Origin of the sequence: Enterobacter cloacae complex sp. 277I4, assembly GCF_050031465.1 — a bacterium.
GTDB lineage: Bacteria > Pseudomonadota > Gammaproteobacteria > Enterobacterales > Enterobacteriaceae > Enterobacter > Enterobacter cloacae.
This window is the reverse complement of sequence record NZ_JBLGWC010000001.1, coordinates 4,749,973-4,769,698: the sequence shown is the minus strand read 5'-3', so window position 1 is coordinate 4,769,698 and position 19,726 is coordinate 4,749,973. Positions and strand designations below refer to the sequence as shown.

General features: G+C 56.9%; 17 protein-coding genes. 13 read left to right on the top strand and 4 right to left on the bottom strand.

What is annotated here, in order from left to right:
• On the top strand, positions 1 to 1,071 hold the full coding sequence (locus ACQG19_RS23240; protein WP_045900945.1) for a sn-glycerol-3-phosphate import ATP-binding protein UgpC: 1,071 nt from the start codon (positions 1 to 3) through the stop codon (positions 1,069 to 1,071).
• A complete protein-coding gene (ugpQ, locus tag ACQG19_RS23235; protein ID WP_013099123.1) occupies positions 1,068 to 1,814 on the top strand; it encodes a glycerophosphodiester phosphodiesterase in 747 nt (248 codons plus the stop codon). Before ACQG19_RS23240 ends, ugpQ begins: the two co-directional genes overlap by 4 nt.
• On the opposite strand, the gene ACQG19_RS23230 is transcribed toward ugpQ, so the two are convergent.
• Complete coding sequence (locus ACQG19_RS23230) at positions 1,798 to 2,175, bottom strand: DUF2756 family protein (protein ID WP_013099122.1); 378 nt, start codon at positions 2,173 to 2,175, stop codon at positions 1,798 to 1,800. The two genes, ugpQ and ACQG19_RS23230, sit on opposite strands and share 17 nt — an antisense overlap.
• A gap of 122 nt (positions 2,176 to 2,297) precedes the next feature.
• On the opposite strand from ACQG19_RS23230, the gene ggt reads away from it, so the two are divergent.
• Entirely contained in the window at positions 2,298 to 4,043 is a 1,746-nt protein-coding gene (ggt, locus tag ACQG19_RS23225; RefSeq protein ID WP_195759705.1) for a gamma-glutamyltransferase, read from the top strand.
• Positions 4,044 to 4,097: 54 nt separating this feature from the next.
• Here the strand turns inward: ggt and yhhY are convergent, their stop codons facing one another.
• Positions 4,098 to 4,586 (bottom strand): N-acetyltransferase, encoded by a 489-nt coding sequence (gene yhhY / locus ACQG19_RS23220; RefSeq protein ID WP_045900943.1) that lies wholly within the window; start codon positions 4,584 to 4,586, stop codon positions 4,098 to 4,100.
• A 310-nt stretch (positions 4,587 to 4,896) separates the two neighbouring features.
• Between yhhY and ACQG19_RS23215 the strand changes: the two genes are divergently transcribed.
• From ACQG19_RS23215 to gntU, 5 genes are all read left to right on the top strand, one after another.
• On the top strand, positions 4,897 to 5,934 hold the full coding sequence (locus ACQG19_RS23215) for an oxidoreductase (protein WP_246932328.1): 1,038 nt from the start codon (positions 4,897 to 4,899) through the stop codon (positions 5,932 to 5,934).
• A 123-nt stretch (positions 5,935 to 6,057) separates the two neighbouring features.
• Positions 6,058 to 6,753, top strand: a complete 696-nt coding sequence (locus tag ACQG19_RS23210; RefSeq protein ID WP_000639796.1) for a pirin family protein — start codon at positions 6,058 to 6,060, stop codon at positions 6,751 to 6,753.
• A gap of 101 nt (positions 6,754 to 6,854) precedes the next feature.
• Positions 6,855 to 7,850, top strand: a complete 996-nt coding sequence (gntR, locus tag ACQG19_RS23205) for a gluconate operon transcriptional repressor GntR (protein ID WP_014833579.1) — start codon at positions 6,855 to 6,857, stop codon at positions 7,848 to 7,850.
• 126 nt (positions 7,851 to 7,976) lie between these two features.
• Positions 7,977 to 8,504 carry a gluconokinase gene (gene gntK / locus ACQG19_RS23200; protein ID WP_038420757.1) on the top strand — a complete coding sequence of 176 codons (528 nt, stop codon included), beginning with the start codon at positions 7,977 to 7,979 and terminating at the stop codon, positions 8,502 to 8,504.
• Positions 8,505 to 8,507: 3 nt separating this feature from the next.
• On the top strand, positions 8,508 to 9,848 hold the full coding sequence (gntU, locus tag ACQG19_RS23195) for a gluconate transporter (RefSeq protein ID WP_014833577.1): 1,341 nt from the start codon (positions 8,508 to 8,510) through the stop codon (positions 9,846 to 9,848).
• 153 nt (positions 9,849 to 10,001) lie between these two features.
• Here gntU and ACQG19_RS23190 read toward each other — a convergent pair whose 3' ends face one another.
• Both ACQG19_RS23190 and yhgN read right to left on the bottom strand, forming a co-directional pair.
• Positions 10,002 to 10,448 (bottom strand): hypothetical protein, encoded by a 447-nt coding sequence (locus tag ACQG19_RS23190; protein WP_029883906.1) that lies wholly within the window; start codon positions 10,446 to 10,448, stop codon positions 10,002 to 10,004.
• A 251-nt stretch (positions 10,449 to 10,699) separates the two neighbouring features.
• A complete protein-coding gene (gene yhgN, locus ACQG19_RS23185; RefSeq protein WP_003861574.1) occupies positions 10,700 to 11,293 on the bottom strand; it encodes an NAAT family transporter YhgN in 594 nt (197 codons plus the stop codon).
• Between the two features lie 177 nt (positions 11,294 to 11,470).
• Here yhgN and asd point away from each other — a divergent pair, with 177 nt between their 5' ends.
• From asd to glgA, 5 genes are all read left to right on the top strand, one after another.
• Entirely contained in the window at positions 11,471 to 12,574 is a 1,104-nt protein-coding gene (gene asd / locus ACQG19_RS23180; protein ID WP_029883894.1) for an aspartate-semialdehyde dehydrogenase, read from the top strand.
• A gap of 239 nt (positions 12,575 to 12,813) precedes the next feature.
• Complete coding sequence (gene glgB, locus ACQG19_RS23175) at positions 12,814 to 15,000, top strand: 1,4-alpha-glucan branching enzyme (RefSeq protein ID WP_222169116.1); 2,187 nt, start codon at positions 12,814 to 12,816, stop codon at positions 14,998 to 15,000.
• A complete protein-coding gene (gene glgX / locus ACQG19_RS23170) occupies positions 14,997 to 16,994 on the top strand; it encodes a glycogen debranching protein GlgX (protein ID WP_129252547.1) in 1,998 nt (665 codons plus the stop codon). The genes glgB and glgX overlap by 4 nt, the downstream gene beginning before the upstream one ends.
• Positions 16,987 to 18,282 carry a glucose-1-phosphate adenylyltransferase gene (gene glgC / locus ACQG19_RS23165; RefSeq protein WP_013099110.1) on the top strand — a complete coding sequence of 432 codons (1,296 nt, stop codon included), beginning with the start codon at positions 16,987 to 16,989 and terminating at the stop codon, positions 18,280 to 18,282. Before glgX ends, glgC begins: the two co-directional genes overlap by 8 nt.
• On the top strand, positions 18,282 to 19,715 hold the full coding sequence (gene glgA, locus ACQG19_RS23160) for a glycogen synthase GlgA (protein WP_013099109.1): 1,434 nt from the start codon (positions 18,282 to 18,284) through the stop codon (positions 19,713 to 19,715). Before glgC ends, glgA begins: the two co-directional genes overlap by 1 nt.
• The last annotated feature ends 11 nt before the right edge of the window (positions 19,716 to 19,726 follow it).

Genomic DNA, 19,726 nt, shown 5'->3' with positions numbered 1-19,726 from the left:
ATGGCAGGTTTAAAACTTCAGGCAGTGACCAAAAGCTGGGATGGCAAAACCCAGGTGATTCAGCCGCTCACCCTCGACGTGGCGGACGGGGAGTTCATCGTGATGGTCGGCCCGTCCGGTTGCGGCAAATCCACGCTGCTGCGCATGGTGGCCGGGCTTGAGCGCGTCTCCTCCGGCGATATCTGGATTGACCGCCAGCGCGTGACCGAGATGGAGCCCAAAGATCGCGGCATCGCGATGGTGTTCCAGAACTACGCCCTCTATCCGCACATGAGCGTGGAAGAGAATATGGCCTGGGGGCTGAAAATCCGCGGCATGGGCAAGGGGCATATCGAGGAGCGAGTGAAAGAGGCGGCGCGCATTCTGGAGCTGGATGGCCTGCTTAAGCGCCGTCCGCGCGAGCTCTCCGGCGGCCAGCGCCAGCGCGTGGCGATGGGGCGTGCCATCGTGCGCGATCCGGCGGTGTTCCTGTTCGATGAACCGCTCTCTAACCTCGACGCCAAGCTGCGCGTGCAGATGCGTCTGGAACTGCAGCAACTGCATCGCCGTCTTAAAACCACCTCCCTGTACGTGACGCACGATCAGGTCGAAGCCATGACCCTTGCCCAGCGGGTGATGGTGATGAACAAAGGCGTTGCCGAGCAGATTGGCACGCCGGTGGAGGTGTACGAAAAACCGGCCAGCCGCTTTGTGGCGAGCTTTATCGGCAGCCCGGCAATGAACCTGCTGGAAGGGCGGATCAGCAGCGCGGGCGCCCACTTTGAGCTGGAAAGCGGGATGGCATTGCCCATCAACTGGTACTATCGTGGCTACGCAGGGCGTAAGATGACGCTCGGTATTCGCCCGGAGCATATTGGTTTAACCTCTCAGGCGGACGGCGGCGTGCCGTTGGTGATGGACACGCTGGAGATGTTGGGTGCAGATAACCTGGCGCATGGACGCTGGGGCAAGCAAAAAATGGTGGTGCGTCTGCCGCATCAGGAACGCCCGAAAGCAGGCAGCACGCTGTGGCTGCATCTGCCGGAAAATCACCTGCACTTATTTGACGGTGAAACAGGACAACGAGTATGAGCAACTGGCCTTATCCCCACATCGTCGCCCACCGTGGCGGCGGTAAACTGGCGCCGGAAAATACCCTGGCGGCAATTGATGTTGGCGCACGCTACGGCCACACGATGATTGAGTTCGACGCCAAGCTGTCGAAAGACGGCGAAATTTTCCTGCTGCATGATGACAATCTCGAACGCACCAGCAACGGCTGGGGCGTGGCGGGGGAACTGCCGTGGCGCGATCTGCTGAAGGTGGATGCCGGAAGCTGGTTCAGCGGCGAGTACAAAGGCGAACCGTTGCCGCTGCTGGCGGAAGTGGCCGACCGTTGTCGTCAACACGGGATGATGGCCAACATCGAAATCAAACCGACGACCGGTACCGGGCCGCTCACGGGCAACGTGATTGCGCTGGCCGCGCGCGAGCTGTGGGAAGGCATGACACCACCGCTGCTGTCGTCATTTGAAATTGATGCCCTTGAAGCGGCACAGGCTGCGGTACCGGAGCTGCCGCGCGGGCTGCTGCTGGACGAGTGGCGCGAGGACTGGCGTGAGCTGACCACCCGCTTAGCGTGCGTGTCGATCCATCTCAATCATAAGCTGCTGGATGAGGCGAGGGTTAAGATGCTGAAAGCGGCAGGGCTGCATATTCTGGTGTATACCGTCAACAAACCCCAGCGTGCGGCTGAGCTGCTGCGCTGGGGTGTGGACAGCATCTGTACCGATGCGATTGACCTGATCGGTCCGGACTTTAGTTCTGCGGATTAAGCATACTGCCATTCGACTGCGACGGCAGCATATGCTGCTGTCCGCTGCCTGACGAACTCATCCCTCCCAGCATCCCGCCGTTTTTATTCGGCAGCGGTTGCTCGCGCATCTGCCCCTGCTGCACGCGCTGGGTGTTAGTGTTCATCTGATTTTGCAGGCTCTGCTGCTGCATTCGGGTCTGCGTGTTCAACTGCTGGTTCAGCATCCCTTTTTGCTGTTGCTGCTGACTCATCATCTCCGTCTGCATACGCTGCTGGCTCGGAATGACATAGCCCGGCTGGTTAGGGTTATTCATCGTATTGAGTGGCTGTGCAAGTGCGGCAAACGGGAGCAACGCCGTAAGGATCAGGAAGCGTTTCATGATCTTCTCCTTCTTTGAGGTTTCTCTTAAGTTTACCCCGAATTCACCATGACGATGATTTTTTAGGAGTTGTGAACCAGGCTTAAGCGGGGAATATGGCTCCCTTCACCTGGAGAACAATAATGATGAAACCAACCCTTTTGCGCTGGGTCGCCATCGCTGCGCTGATGGCAGGCGGTACATTTAGCGTGGCGGCTAACCCGCCTGCGGCTCCTCCGGTCTCTTATGGCGTGGAGGAAGATGTGTTTCATCCCGTGCGGGCCACGCACGGGATGGTGGCCTCGGTGGATGCGCTGGCAACTAAAGTGGGCGTCGATATTCTCAAACAGGGCGGTAATGCGGTGGATGCCGCGGTGGCGGTCGGCTATGCGCTGGCGGTAACGCACCCGCAGGCGGGGAATCTGGGCGGCGGCGGCTTTATGATGCTGCGCACCAAAGACGGGAAGACGACGGCTATCGACTTCCGCGAAATGGCGCCAGCTCAGGCCTCCCGCGATATGTTCCTTGACGATCAGGGCAATCCGGACAGTAAAAAATCGCTGACCTCGCACCTTGCGTCCGGCACGCCGGGCACCGTCGCAGGCTTTTCGCTGGCGCTGGAAAAATACGGCACGATGCCGCTGAACAAAGTGGTCCAGCCTGCCATTAAGCTGGCACGCGACGGCTTTGTAGTGAATGACGCCCTGGCCGATGACCTTAAAACCTACGGCAGCGAAGTCATTCCGAACCATGAAAACAGTAAGGCGATCTTCTGGAAAGACGGAGAGCCGCTGAAGAAGGGCGATAAGCTGGTGCAGAAGAACCTTGCCAAAAGCCTGGAGCTGATTGCGGAGCATGGCCCGGACGCCTTCTACAAAGGGGCGATTGCCGACCAGATTGCCGAAGAGATGCAAAAGAACGGCGGGCTCATCACCAAAGCGGATCTGGCGGAGTATAAGGCAATGGAGCGCGAGCCAATTAGCGGCACCTACCGTGGCTATGAGGTCTTCTCCATGCCGCCGCCGTCCTCCGGCGGGATCCACATCGTGCAGATCCTCAATATTCTGGAAAACTTCGATATGCACAAGTTTGGCTTCGGCAGTGCCGATGCCATGCAGGTGATGGCCGAGGCGGAAAAACGCGCCTATGCCGACCGCTCGGAATACCTTGGCGACCCGGACTTTGTGAAGGTGCCGTGGCAGGCGCTGACCAACAAAGCGTATGCCAAATCCATTGCCGATCAGATCGACATCAATAAGGCTAAGCCGTCGAGCGAGATCCGCCCCGGCAAGCTGGCACCGTATGAAAGTAACCAGACCACCCACTTCTCGGTGGTGGATAAAGACGGTAACGCGGTGGCGGTGACCTATACGCTCAATACCACCTTTGGAACCGGTATTGTGGCGGGCAACAGCGGCATTCTGCTGAACAACGAGATGGATGACTTCTCTGCCAAACCGGGCGTACCGAACGTCTACGGGCTGGTCGGTGGGGATGCCAACGCGGTGGGGCCGAAGAAACGTCCGCTGTCGTCGATGTCACCAACCATTGTGGTGAAAGACGGCAAAACCTGGCTGGTAACCGGCAGCCCCGGTGGCAGCCGGATTATCACCACCGTGCTGCAGATGGTGGTGAACAGTATCGATTTTGGTATGAACGTGGCGGAGGCGACCAACGCCCCACGCTTCCATCACCAGTGGCTGCCGGATGAACTGCGCGTCGAGAAGGGCTTTAGCCCGGACACCCTCAAACTGCTGGAGCAGCGCGGACAGAAGGTAGCGGTGAAAGAGGCGATGGGCAGCACCCAGAGCATTATGGTGGGGCCGGACGGGGCGCTGTTTGGCGCGTCAGACCCGCGGTCGGTGGATGATTTAACGGCGGGGTATTAATCTGTTGTCTAATTCCCTCTCCCGGTGGGAGAGGGTTAGGGCGAGGGCAACAAACTACTTCATTCGCGCCATATAATACGCATCCACATACTCGCCGTTGCGCAGGGCGAATTTTCTGCCGGTGCCTTCGATTTCAAAGCCAAACTTCCGGTACAGCGCCAGTGCGGAAGGGTTATCGGCAAAAACCGTTAACTCGATACGTTCGATGCGCAGCCAGTTATCGCACAGGTTGATCATCTCGCGCATGAGCACGCTCCCGACGCCGCGCCCTTGAGCGTGCGCCGCAACGCTGATACCGAACGTGGCCACATGGCTGCGTCGCGGGCTGGTTTCCACCTGAAGCATCAGATCGCCAACGATTTGCTCATCAATGCAGGCGACCAGCCGTCTTTGCCCGGGTTTTACAATAAGACGTTCTTGCCAGTACTCAAGGGAAGGATGAGGTAGCTGTAGCGTGTCGTGATAAACCCCTGGATGCATATAGTTCTGGCGTAAGGCTTCGGCATCTCCCGGTTCCGCATGGCGTATCACTATCTCACTCATTCCTTATTCCTCAGTCAGTTAAACATCCTTTCCAACATCAGTGACTTTGAAATTTGAGTCAACCGCTATTTTTTGCAAAAAGTATTGGACAAGTGCGAATGAGAATGATTATTATTGCTATGCATTCAGGAAGACCACTACGGGAACCTGAAAGCACGACATTGCTCACATTGCTTCCAGTATTACTTTAGCCAGCTTTTAGCTGGCTTTTTTTTTGCCCGTTTTCACCCTCTCCCCGTGGGAGAGTGCTGGGGTGAGGGCAAAACATGCGCTATGGTAAAACCCAGTAACCTTCCAAAAGGACTGAGCTATGACCTTACATTGCGCATTTATTGGATTTGGTAAAAGTACGACCCGCTATCACCTTCCGTATGTTCTCAACCGTAAAGACAGCTGGCATGTGGCGCATATCTACCGCCGTAGCGCGAAGCCGGAAGAGCAGTCCCCGCAGTATTCCCATATTCATTTCACCAGCGATCTCAATGAAGTCCTGGGCGATCCGCAGGTTAAACTGGTCATCGTCTGTACCCATGCCGACAGCCATTTCGACTATGCGAAACGCGCGCTCGAGGCGGGTAAAAACGTGCTGGTAGAAAAACCCTTCACCCCGACCATCGCTGAAGCGAAAACCCTCTTCGCACTGGCGAAAAGCAAAGGGCTGACCGTCACGCCGTATCAGAACCGTCGCTTCGACAGCTGCTTCCTGACGGCGAAAAAGGCGATTGAGAGCGGCAAGCTTGGCGACATCGTCGAAATGGAAAGCCATTTTGACTATTACCGCCCGGTGGCGGAGACCAAACCCGGCCTGCCGCAGGACGGTTCCTTCTACGGTCTTGGCGTCCATACCATGGACCAAATCATCTCCCTGTTTGGCCGCCCGGACCACGTGGCGTATGACATTCGCAGCCTGCGTAATAAAGCCAACCCGGACGATACTTTTGAAGCGCAGCTGTTCTACGGGGACCTGAAAGCCATCGTTAAAACCAGCCATCTGGTGAAAATCGACTACCCGAAATTTATCGTTCACGGCACGAAAGGTTCGTTTATCAAGTACGGTATCGATCAGCAGGAGACCAGCCTGAAGGCCAATATCATGCCGGGTGAAGCGGGCTTTGCGGCGGATGATTCGGTTGGCGTACTGGAGTATGTGAACGCAGAAGGTGTGACGGTCAGAGAAGAGCTGACGCCTGAAACCGGCGACTATGCTCGCGTCTACGACGCGCTGCATGCAACCCTGACCCGCGGCGTGGCGAATTACGTCAAGGAATCTGACGTTCTGACCAACCTCGAAATCCTCGAACGGGCCTTCGAACAGGCTTCTCCTGCCACGGTAACCCTTGCGAAATAAGCAAAAATGGCTCCTCTACACTTGTTCATAATTTTTGAACAGAGGAGTCAATTTTCACCCTCTATGATCCCAGGCTGTTTGCGTCCACACTTACTTCATCGAAACGAACTGAGGGTGAAAACAATGATCTACTTACGCAAAGCAAACGAACGTGGTCACGCGAATCATGGCTGGCTGGACTCATGGCATTCATTCTCGTTTGCCGACTACTACGACCCGAACTTCATGGGCTTCTCTGCACTGCGCGTGATTAACGATGACGTGATTGATGCAGGCCAGGGCTTCGGTACCCACCCGCATAAAGACATGGAAATCCTGACCTATGTGCTGGAAGGGGCGGTTGAGCACCAGGACAGCATGGGTAACAAAGAGCAGGTTCCGGCGGGCGAGTTCCAGATCATGAGCGCGGGTACCGGTGTTCGTCACTCGGAGTACAACCCGAGCAAAACGGAAAAACTGCACCTGTATCAAATCTGGATCATTCCAGAAGAAACCGGCATCACGCCGCGCTACGAGCAGCGCCGCTTCGACGCCAAACAGGGCAAACAGCTGGTGCTCTCCCCGGATGCGCGTGAAGGTTCGCTGAAAGTGCATCAGGATATGGAACTGTACCGCTGGGCGCTGGCAAAAGACGAACAGTCTGTACACCAGATCGCCGCGAACCGCCGCGTCTGGATCCAGGTGGTGAAAGGTGAAGTGTCCATCAACGGCACCAAAGCGACAACGGCGGATGGTCTGGCCATCTGGGATGAGCAAGCGCTCTCCGTGCATGCCGACAGCGAAAGTGAAATTCTGCTGTTTGATCTGCCACCGGTGTAATAAATCATAAATAAATGCCCATCCTTCCCTTTGACAGGGGAAGGATGGGCTTTGTCCGTGATAAACTGAGCAAATCTCTCTCTTCAAGATTTCTCAGGACGATGAAAAAGAAACGCCCCGTACTTCAGGATGTCGCCGATCGTGTTGGTGTGACCAAAATGACGGTCAGCCGTTTTTTACGTAACCCGGAACAGGTTTCCGTAGCGTTGCGTGGCAAGATTGCCGCTGCTCTCGATGAACTGGGTTATATCCCCAACCGCGCACCCGATATTCTTTCTAATGCCACCAGTCGTGCGGTGGGCGTCCTCCTGCCTTCTTTAACTAACCAGGTCTTTGCCGAAGTGTTGCGCGGTATTGAAAGCGTCACGGATGCGTTTGGTTACCAGACCATGCTGGCACACTACGGCTACAAACCGGAACTGGAAGAAGAACGTCTTGAATCGATGCTTTCCTGGAACATCGATGGCCTGATTTTAACTGAACGTACTCACACCCCCCGTACACTGAAGATGATTGAAGTGGCCGGGATCCCGGTGGTGGAACTGATGGACAGCCAGTCGCCGTGCCTTGATATTGCCGTGGGTTTTGACAACTTCGAAGCGGCGCGGCAGATGACGGCGGCGATCATCGCGCGCGGTCATCGTCATATCGCCTACCTGGGTGCGCGTCTTGATGAACGTACTATCATCAAACAGAAGGGATACGAGCAGGCGATGCTTGACGCAAATTTAACCCCGTACAGCGTGATGGTGGAGCAGTCCTCTTCCTATACGTCGGGTATTGAGCTGATGCGGCAGGCACGGCGCGAGTATCCACAACTGGACGGTATTTTCTGTACCAACGATGACCTTGCGGTCGGTGCAGCGTTCGAATGCCAGCGTCTGGGGCTGAAGATCCCCGATGATATGGCGATAGCCGGTTTCCACGGCCATGACATCGGCCAGGTGATGGAGCCGCGTCTGGCGAGCGTCCTGACACCGCGTGAACGCATGGGTCGCATTGGCGCAGAACGCCTGCTGGCGCGCATTCGCGGTGAAGCGGTTACGCCAAAAATGTTAGATTTAGGTTTCACCTTGTCACCGGGTGGATCTATTTAATCCGACAAATTTGAAGTAGCTCACACTTATTCACATCGCGCACGTTTGGATATTGCTTCTCTTTTGCCCCGGCAGGACAATGTTACCGATAACTGTTACCCGTAACAATTGACTGAGGGACACCCTTTGAGCACGACTAATCATGATCACCACGTTTACGTCCTGATGGGCGTTTCCGGTAGCGGTAAATCTGCCGTGGCAAGCGAAGTGGCGCATCAACTTAATGCGGCGTTTCTTGATGGCGACTTCCTCCATCCGCGCAGCAACATCATGAAGATGGCCTCCGGCGAGCCGCTGAACGACGACGACCGTAAACCGTGGTTACAGGCGCTGAACGATGCCGCGTTTGCCATGCAGCGCACCAATAAAGTTTCCCTGATCGTCTGCTCTGCGCTGAAAAAAACCTACCGCGATCTGCTGCGTGACGGCAACCCGAACCTCTCTTTCATCTACCTGAAAGGCGATTTCGACGTCATCGAAAGCCGTCTCAAGGCGCGCAAAGGCCACTTCTTCAAAACCCAGATGCTGGTCACACAGTTCGAAGCGCTGCAGGAACCAGGTGAAGATGAAAAAGACGTCTTAGTGGTTGATATCGATCAGTCACTGGAGGGTGTTGTTGCCAGCACCATCGAGGTCATCAATAAAAGGCAGTAAGTTTTGAGTACATTAACGCTAGTTTTGACAGCAGTGGGTTCGGTATTGCTGCTGCTGTTTTTAGTGATGAAAGCGCGTATGCATGCTTTTGTTGCTTTGATGGTGGTTTCTATTGGTGCAGGTCTCTTTTCCGGTATGCCGCTCGACAAGATCGCTGCGACGATGGAAAAAGGGATGGGGGGCACACTGGGCTTCCTGGCTATTGTGGTCGCGCTGGGCGCGATGTTTGGCAAGATCCTGCATGAGACAGGCGCGGTCGACCAGATTGCCGTCAAGATGCTGAAATCGTTTGGTCACAGTCGTGCACACTATGCGATTGGCCTGGCCGGTCTGATCTGCGCGCTGCCGTTGTTCTTTGAAGTGGCCGTGGTGCTGCTGATTAGCGTGGCGTTCTCCATGGCGCGCCATACTGGTACTAACCTTGTGAAGCTGGTTATTCCGCTGTTTGCGGGCGTGGCGGCAGCCGCGGCGTTTCTCCTGCCGGGGCCTGCGCCGATGCTGCTGGCTTCCCAGATGCACGCCGACTTTGGCTGGATGATCCTGATTGGCCTGTGCGCGGCAATCCCGGGAATGATTATCGCCGGTCCGCTGTGGGGCAACTTCATCAGCCGCTACGTTGAACTGCATATTCCTGATGATATTACCGAGCCGCACCTGGGCGAAGGTAAAATGCCCTCCTTCGGCTTCAGCCTGTCTCTGATCCTGCTGCCGCTGGTGCTGGTGGGTCTGAAAACCATTGCCGCGCGCTTTGTACCGGTGGGCTCTACCGCGTACGAATGGTTCGAATTTATCGGTCACCCGTTCACGGCAATTCTGGTGGCGTGTCTGGTGGCGATTTATGGCCTGGCGATGCGTCAGGGGATGCCGAAAGACCGCGTGATGGAAATCTGCGGTGCTGCGCTGCAGCCAGCGGGCATTATCCTGCTGGTGATCGGTGCGGGTGGCGTGTTCAAGCAGGTGCTGGTGGATTCAGGCGTCGGTCCGGCGCTGGGTGAAGCGCTGACCGGAATGGGACTGCCCATCGCGGTCACCTGCTTTGTGCTGGCGGCGGCGGTGCGTATCATTCAGGGCTCCGCGACCGTTGCCTGTTTAACGGCTGTTGGCCTGGTGATGCCGGTGATTGAACAGCTGAACTACTCCGGTGCGCAGATGGCGGCGCTGTCTATCTGTATCGCGGGTGGTTCGATTGTGGTGTCGCACGTGAACGATGCGGGCTTCTGGCTGTTCGGTAAATTTACCGGTGCGACCGAAGCGCAAACCCTGAAAACCTGGACGCTGATGGAAACTATCCTCGGCACTACGGGTGCGATTGTCGGGATGATTGCGTTTACGCTGCTGAGCTAACCCCGGTTTTCTCCCTCTCCCTGTGGGAGAGGGTTGGGGTGAGGGCATCAGGCCGCAGAGATCTTATTTTGTCGGGTGGCGGCTTCGCCTTACCCGACCTACAAAAAACTCAGTTTCCGTAGGCCGGGTAAGCGCAAGCGCCACCCGGCTTTTTTACAGCAGCACTGTGCCTTCCGTTGTGCGCAGCCAGCGCGGCGCTTTTAGCGTATCGCTGTAAAATCGCACCAACTCCTGCAACAGATCTCCCGCCACTCTCTCATCGCTTTCTGACAGCGAATGCGCTAAGAGCATTTGCGTTAACAGCTGGCAATATCGCCCTAACTGATCAACTTCCGGTTCGAATACCGGCACGTCCAACGGCAGGTCATCCACCGTCAGGCTGGCTTTTAAATATTCTGGTACAGGTTCAAGCAGCGTGGGCTGAAGCAGGGTGAGGCAGGCGGAAAGTCGTCCACACAGCGCCATCTTCTGGGTTGGATCGTCACATTCAACCAGCACGTCGACAAACCGCGCGCAGTTGTCTGCCTGCTCGGTGAAGTCGGTTGTGTGATCGAACGGTGTGGTGAATAAGGAGTGAGAAAAGCTAAGGGTAGTAGTCATAAGACCGCCTCTGATGCGTAATGTATATCCACCACTGGAGAGGCTAATCCCGACGCCTGATTTTGCAGGCGCGGCAAGAAGATACTGCTTTGAAGATCGGGTGGCAAGAGAGGCTCTGGAAGGCGGCTCGCAAAACGAAATATTATTTTTGAGGAGTGCGGCCTGTTGCCCTCACCCCGGCCCTCTCCCACGGGGAGAGGGAGCAACCACTAAAAACGGCAATCTAAGATTGCCGTTTTGCATTTACCTTGCTATCCCTTCATCCACGCACGTATCCCGTCCAGGAACATCTGCGTCGCCATCATCACCAGAATCAGCCCCATCAAGCGTTCCAGCGCATTGACCCCTTTCTCGCCCAGCAGGCGCAGGAACAGCGACGATTGCAGCAGAATGATGAACGTTCCGCCCCAGGCAATCAGCAAAGCAATCACCAGATGGCTCATCTGGTTGGGATACTGATGCGACAGTAGCATCAATGTGGCCAGAATGGTCGGCCCGGCGACCAGCGGGATCGCCAGCGGTACGATAAACGGCTCTTCACCCGCAGGCAGGCCGCTGCTGCTGCCTTCTGCGCTCGGGAAAATCATCTTAATGGCAATCAGGAACAGAATAATTCCGCCGGAAATGGAGACCGTTTCGGCACGCAGATTCAGGAAAGCGAGAATTTTTTCGCCGGCAAACAGGAAGATAAACATCACCAGCAGGGCGATGAGCAGCTCGCGGATCATGATCGCCCGGCGGCGCTTGGGTTCGGTGTGCTTCAGCACCGACATGAAAATCGGCAGGTTTCCCAGTGGATCCATTATCAGGATCAATAAAACCGCCGCAGAAATGATTTCACTCATGTAAATTAGCCCTGAATTTCTCTATGGTTATTAGGATGATTAGCTCTTTTTCTGATTGCCGGGCAATCATCGATTAATTTCGCTTGCGACTTTGGCAGCATTTTGTAATGTGAAGCATATCCCAGTTCAATACTGGCTTGCACAAACAGCACACACCCTCTGCAGGAAACAAATGCTATGAAAAACGTTGGTTTTATCGGCTGGCGCGGTATGGTCGGCTCTGTACTCATGCAACGCATGGTTGAAGAGCGCGATTTCGACGCTATCCGCCCGGTCTTCTTCTCCACTTCCCAGCTCGGCCAGGCTGCACCGTCCTTTGGTGGTACCACAGGGACGTTGCAGGATGCTTACGATCTGGAAGCGCTGAAGGCACTCGACATTATTGTGACCTGCCAGGGCGGCGATTATACCAACGAAATCTATCCAAAGCTGCGTGAAAGCGGCTGGCAGGGCTACTGGATTGACGCGGCCTCTTCGCTGCGTATGAAAGACGATGCCATCATTATCCTCGACCCGGTGAACCAGGGCGTGATCACCGATGGCCTGAACAACGGCGTGAAAACCTTTGTCGGCGGTAACTGCACCGTCAGCCTGATGCTGATGTCCCTCGGTGGCCTGTTCGCGCAGGACCTGGTGGAGTGGGTCTCCGTGGCGACCTACCAGGCCGCATCCGGCGGCGGTGCGCGTCACATGCGTGAACTGCTGACCCAGATGGGCCAACTGCACCAGAGCGTTGCGACCGAGCTGGCAAATCCGGCGTCCGCGATCCTCGATATCGAGCGTAAAGTCACCGAGCTGACCCGCAGCGGCGAACTGCCGGTCGATAACTTTGGCGTACCGCTGGCCGGTGGCCTGATCCCGTGGATCGACAAACAGCTGGATAACGGCCAGACCCGTGAAGAGTGGAAGGGGCAGGCGGAGACCAACAAAATCCTCGCTACCGCGAACACCATTCCGGTTGATGGCCTGTGCGTGCGTATCGGCGCGCTGCGCTGCCACAGCCAGGCCTTCACCATTAAACTGAAAAAAGATGTGTCTATTCCGACCGTGGAAGAGCTGCTTGCCGCACACAACCCGTGGGCGAAAGTGGTGCCAAACGATCGCGATATCACCATGCGCGAACTGACGCCTGCGGCCGTTACCGGCACGCTGACCACGCCGGTTGGCCGTCTGCGTAAGCTGAACATGGGGCCAGAGTACCTCTCCGCGTTCACCGTGGGTGACCAGCTGCTGTGGGGTGCCGCAGAGCCGCTGCGCCGCATGCTGCGCCAGCTGGCGTAATAATTTGTTAACTACCGGGGGTGATTTTCACCCCCTTTTTTTGCGTACTACATGGAGTAAAACGCAGATGTCTTATTTTTTATCAGGAGGAACCTCGTCGTTGGCTATGCTTTAAGGAAGATTTATTTCTCACCTGAGGGTAGGGCGGAGCAGAGAGGATGAGCTGCACCGTTTAGGTCACATTAAAAGTCGTCCCGGAGCGAATAAAAAGGGCGACATAAAAAAACAGGATGAATACCATGTCCGATCGTATTTCGAGAGACGTGATTAATGCGCTTATTGCGGGTCATTTTGCCGACCCCTTTTCTGTGCTAGGGATGCACCGTACAGAGGCCGGGCTGGAAGTTCGCGCGCTGTTACCGGATGCTACAGAAGTGTGGGTCATCGAACCCAAAACCGGCCGCAAGGTGGGTAATCTGGAATGCCTCGACTCACGTGGCTTCTTCTCGGGCGTCATGCCCCGTCGTAAAAACCCCTTTCGTTATCAGCTTGCCGTCATCTGGCACGGTCAGCAAAACCTGATTGACGATCCCTATAGCTTTGGCCCGCTCTTAAAAGAGATGGATGCCTGGCTGCTGTCCGAAGGCACCCATCTGCGGCCTTATGAAACGCTGGGTGCCCATGCGGATACCATGGATGGTATTACCGGCACGCGGTTTGCCGTGTGGGCGCCAAACGCCCAGCGCGTCTCCGTCGTCGGGCAGTTCAACTACTGGGACGGTCGTCGTCACCCCATGCGCCTGCGTCGGGAAACCGGCATCTGGGAGCTGTTCATCCCCGGCGCGCATAACGGTCAGCTCTATAAATTTGAGATGATCGATGCCAACGGCAAGCTGCGCATTAAAGCTGACCCGTACGCCTTTGAAGCGGAGCTGCGCCCGAATACTGCCTCGCTTATTTGCGGCCTGCCGGAGAAGGTGGTCCAGACGGAAGAGCGCAAGCAGGCTAACCGCTTCGACGCGCCAATCTCCGTTTATGAGGTGCATCTCGGCTCCTGGCGTCGCCACACCGATGACAATTTCTGGCTGAGCTATCGTGAGCTGGCTGACCAGCTGGTACCGTACGCCAAATGGATGGGCTTTACCCATCTGGAGCTGCTGCCGGTTAACGAGCACCCGTTCGACGGAAGCTGGGGCTATCAGCCCACCGGGTTATACGCACCGACGCGCCGCTTTGGCACGCGCGACGACTTCCGCTATTTCGTTGATGCCGCACACGCCGCCGGGCTGAACGTCATTCTTGACTGGGTGCCGGGCCACTTCCCGTCGGATGATTTTGCGCTGGCCGAGTTCGACGGCACAAAACTGTACGAGCACAGCGACCCGCGCGAAGGCTATCACCAGGACTGGAATACGCTGATCTACAACTACGGTCGTCGTGAAGTCGCGAACTACCTGGTCGGGAACGCGCTTTACTGGATCGAGCGTTTCGGCATTGATGCCCTGCGCGTGGATGCGGTGGCGTCGATGATCTATCGCGACTATAGCCGCAAAGAGGGCGAGTGGATCCCGAACGAGTATGGCGGTCGCGAGAACCTGGAAGCAATTGAGTTTCTGCGCAACACCAACCGCATTATTGGCGAGCAGGTTGAGGGCGCGGTGACGATGGCGGAAGAGTCCACCGACTTCCCGGGCGTTTCCCGTCCGTCGTCAATGGGTGGCCTGGGCTTCTGGTACAAGTGGAACCTGGGCTGGATGCACGACACGCTCGATTACATGAAGCTCGACCCGGTTTATCGTCAGTATCATCACGATAAGCTTACCTTCGGGCTGCTCTACAACTACACCGAAAACTTCATGCTGCCGCTGTCGCACGATGAAGTGGTGCACGGTAAAAAATCCATTCTCGACCGCATGCCGGGCGACGCGTGGCAGAAGTTTGCCAACCTGCGCGCCTACTACGGCTGGATGTTCGCCTTCCCGGGCAAAAAACTGCTGTTTATGGGCAACGAGTTCGCCCAGGGGCGCGAGTGGAACCACGATACCAGCCTCGACTGGCATCTGCTGGAGGGCGCTGACAACTGGCACCACGGCGTGCAGCGGCTGGTCCGCGATCTGAACCTGACCTACCGCCACCATAAAGCACTGCACGAGCTGGACTTCGATCCGTACGGTTTTGAGTGGCTGGTGGTGGACGACCATGAGCGCTCGGTATTTGTCTTTGTGCGCCGGGATAAAGCGGGCAACGAGATTATCGTTGCCAGCAACTTTACGCCGGTTCCACGTCATCATTACCGCTTTGGCATTAATCAGGCCGGTAAATGGCGCGAAATCCTCAACACCGATTCCATGCATTACCACGGCAGTAACGCTGGTAACGGCGGACTGGTCCAGAGCGATGCCATCGAAAGCCACGGGCGCCCCAACTCCCTGAGCCTGACGCTGCCACCGCTCGGTACCATCTGGCTGGTGCGGGAGGGCGAATGACGCAGCTTACGGCAGGTAAACCCGAACCGCTCGGGGCGAGCTTTGACGGAAAGGGTGTGAATTTCACCCTCTTTTCTGCTCACGCGGAGCGGGTGGAACTCTGTGTGTTTGACGGGGAAGGTAACGAGCATCGTTACGATTTACCGGCGCGCACCGGGGATACCTGGCATGGCTACCTGGCCGGTGGGCGGCCAGGGATGCACTACGGTTTTCGCGTTCACGGTCCCTGGGCGCCTGCTCAGGGGCACTGGTTTAACCCGGCAAAGCTGCTGATTGACCCCTGCGCCCATCGCGTGGAAGGCGAGTTTAAAGACGACCCGATTTTCCACGTCGGCTACGGGGAACCCGACCACCGCGACAGCGCCCACGTGGCCCCAAAAAGCGTGGTGGTGGGCGATCGCTACGACTGGGAAGACGATGCCCCGCCGGGCACGCCGTGGGGCAACACCGTGATTTACGAGGCCCATGTAAAAGGGCTGACCTATCTCCATCCGTCTATTCCCAAAGAGATGCGCGGCACCTATAAGGCGCTCGGCCATCCGACCATGATCGCCTATCTGAAACATCTCGGGATCACCGCGCTGGAGTTGTTGCCCATCGCCCATTTCGCCAGCGAGCCTCGCCTGCAGCGACTGGGGCTGAGCAACTACTGGGGCTACAACCCGCTGGCGATGTTTGCGCTCGACCCCCGCTACGCCGTCCACCCGGACAAGGCGCGGGACGAGTTTCGTGATGCGGTGAAAGCGCTTCATGCGGCCGGTATCGAAGTGATTCTGGACGTGGTGCTGAACCACAGCGCGGAAAGCGATCTCGACGGTCCGACGCTCTCCATGCGCGGAATTGATAACCGTAGCTATTATTGGATCAGAGAGGATGGTGATTACCACAACTGGACCGGTTGCGGTAACACGCTCAACCTCAGCCATCCGGCGGTGACGCATTTTGCGTATGAATGCCTGAAATATTGGGTGGAAACGTTCCACGTCGACGGTTTTCGTTTTGACCTGGCGCCGGTGATGGGCCGCACGCCGGGGTTCAGCCAGCAGGCGCCGCTGTTTGAGGCGATCAAAAACTGCCCGGTGCTCTCGCGGGTGAAGCTGATTGCCGAGCCGTGGGACATTGGTGAAGGCGGCTACCAGGTGGGGAACTTCCCGCCGCTGTTTGCCGAATGGAACGACCACTATCGCGATGCCGTACGCCGCTTCTGGCTGGAGAGAAGCCTGTCGCTGGGGGAGTTCGCCAGACGCTTTGCCGCTTCCAGCGATCTGTTTAAACGTGATGGCAAACGACCGTCTGCTACCGTCAACCTGGTGACCGCGCATGATGGTTTTACGCTCCGGGACTGCGTTTGTTTCAATCAGAAACACAATGAGGCAAATGGCGAGGAGAATCGCGATGGCACTAACAATAACCATAGCTTTAATCATGGTATAGAAGGGTTAGGCGGAAGTCTGGATGTTATTGAGCGGCGACGCGCCAGCGTGCATGCGCTGCTGACGACGCTTTTGTTGTCGCAGGGCACGCCGATGCTGCTGGCAGGGGATGAACATGGCCACAGCCAGCACGGTAACAACAACGCCTATTGCCAGGACAACACCTTAACCTGGCTCGACTGGGGAGAAGCGAACAGCGGCCTGATCCACTTTACCGCGGCGCTGATCCACCTTCGTCAGCAGATCCCCGCGCTCACCGCCAACCGCTGGTGGGAGGAGGGCGACGGCAACGTTCGCTGGCTGAATAAAGACGCGCAACCGTTAAGCGCGCAAGAGTGGCAACACGGCGTACCGCGCCTGCAGATCCTGCTTTCGGATCGCTGGCTGGTTACGCTGAACGCGACGGATGACGTCGCTGAGATTGTTTTACCTGACGGGGAATGGCGCGCCGTTCCCCCCTTTGCCGGAGCGGATAATCCGGTAGTAATGGCTGTCTGGCACGGGCCTGCGCACGGAGTGTGCGTATTCCAAGATGATAAAAAAGGAGTTAGTCATGGTTAGATTAGAGAAGAACGATCCCTTAATGTTGGCACGCCAGCTCCCCTTAAAAACGGTTGCCCTGATCCTCGCTGGCGGGCGCGGAACCCGTCTTAAAGATTTGACCATCAAGCGCGCCAAGCCGGCTGTTCACTTTGGTGGTAAGTTCCGAATTATCGATTTTGCACTGTCCAACTGCCTGAACTCAGGTATTCGCCGCATTGGCGTCATTACGCAGTATCAGTCGCACACCCTGGTGCAGCATATTCAGCGCGGCTGGTCATTCTTCAGCGAAGAGATGAATGAGTTTGTCGATCTCCTGCCTGCCCAGCAGCGTGTTCACGGTGAAAACTGGTACCGCGGCACCGCTGATGCGGTGACCCAGAACCTCGATATTATTCGCCGCTACAACGCGGAGTACATCGTGATCCTCGCCGGGGATCACATCTACAAGCAAGACTACTCCCACATGCTCATCGACCACGTCGAGAAAGGGGCGCGCTGCACCGTGGCGTGTCTGCCGGTGCCCGTTGCCGAGGCGACGGCGTTTGGCGTGATGCACGTGGACGCGGACGATAAAATTATCGACTTCGTTGAAAAACCGGCCAACCCACCAACCATGCCGGGAGATGACACCAAATCGCTCGCCAGCATGGGGATCTATGTCTTTGATGCAGATTACCTTTATGAGCTGCTGGAAGAAGACGACAAAGACGAACACTCCAGCCACGACTTCGGTAAAGACATCATTCCGAAAATTACCAAAGCTGGCATGGCCTATGCACATCCTTTCCCGCTGTCCTGCGTGCAGTCAGATCCGAATGCGGAACCTTACTGGCGCGATGTGGGAACCCTGGAAGCGTACTGGAAAGCCAACCTCGATCTGGCCTCCGTCACGCCTGAGCTGGATATGTACGACCAGAACTGGCCGATCCGTACCCATATGGAATCCCTGCCGCCAGCGAAATTCGTTCAGGACCGCTCCGGCAGCCACGGCATGACGCTGAACTCGCTGGTCTCTGGCGGGTGCATTATCTCCGGCTCGGTGGTGGTGCAGTCGGTGCTGTTCCCGCGCGTGCGTATAAACTCATTCTGTAATATCGATTCGGCGGTGCTGCTGCCGGATGTCTGGGTCGGGCGTTCGTGTCGTCTGCGTCGCTGCGTGATCGACCGTGCCTGCGTCATTCCTGAAGGAATGGTGATTGGTGAAAACGCGGAAGAAGATGCACGTCGCTTCTACCGTTCTGAAGAGGGGATCGTGTTAGTCACACGGGAAATGTTGCGGAAGCTGCAGATCAAACAGGAGCGATGATGCAGGTTTTACACGTATGTTCTGAGATGTTCCCGTTGTTAAAAACGGGCGGCCTGGCGGATGTTCTTGGTGCATTACCCGCGGCGCAAATCGCTGGCGGAGTAGATACCCGAGTCCTGCTGCCTGCCTTCCCGGATATCCGGCGCGGCATTCCCGATGCAAAGGTGGTGACGCGCCGTGACACCTTCGCCGGACGCATCACCCTGCTGTATGGACATTACAATGGCGTGGGCATCTACCTGATCGACGCGCCGCACTTATATGACCGACCAGGTAGCCCGTATCACGATACGAACCTGTTTGCCTATACCGACAACGTGCTGCGTTTTGCGCTGCTCGGCTGGGTTGGGGCTGAAATGGCGGTAGGGCTGGATCCGTTCTGGCGCCCGGACATTGTGCACGCACACGACTGGCACGCGGGGCTCGCTCCGGCATATCTGGCGGCGCGCGGCCATCCGGCAAAATCGGTCTTTACGGTGCATAACCTGGCGTATCAGGGCATGTACTACGCCCATCACATGAATGACATCGATCTGCCATGGTCGTTCTATAACATGCACGGGCTGGAGTTTAACGGGCAGATCTCGTTCCTGAAGGCCGGGCTTTACTATGCCGACCACATCACGGCCGTGAGCCCGACCTACGCCCGTGAAATTACGCAGCCGGAGTTCGGCTACGGCCTGGAAGGGTTGCTCCGTCAGCGCCATCGTGAAGGGCGTTTGTCGGGGATCCTTAACGGCGTCGATGAACAGATCTGGAACCCGGAGACCGACCTGCTGCTCGCGGCCCGCTATGGCCGTGATTCCGTGGAAGACAAAGCGGAAAACAAACGCCAGTTACAAATTGCGATGGGGCTGAAGGTCAACGACAAAGTGCCGCTGTTTGCGGTGGTGAGCCGTCTGACCAGCCAGAAAGGGCTGGACCTGGTGCTGGAGGCCCTGCCGGGTCTGCTGGAGCAGGGCGGACAGCTGGCGCTGCTCGGCGCGGGCGACCCGGTATTGCAGGAAGGATTCCTGGCGGCAGCGGCGGAACACCCGGGGCAGGTGGGCGTGCAGATTGGCTATCACGAAGCGTTCTCGCACCGGATCATGGGCGGCGCGGACGTCATTCTGGTGCCGAGCCGTTTCGAACCTTGCGGCCTGACGCAGCTCTACGGCCTGAAGTACGGCACCCTGCCGCTGGTGCGACGCACGGGCGGGCTGGCGGATACGGTATCTGACAGCTCACTGGAAAACCTGGCGGACGGTATCGCCAGCGGGTTTGTCTTTGAGGACAGTAATGCCTGGTCGCTGCTTCGGGCGATTCGGCGTGCTTTCGTCTTGTGGTCCCGTCCGTCGCTGTGGCGTTACGTCCAACGTCAGGCGATGTCCATGGACTTTAGCTGGCACGTTGCGGCGCAGTCATACCGCGATCTCTATCAACGCTTGATGTAACGAGGCGAAGT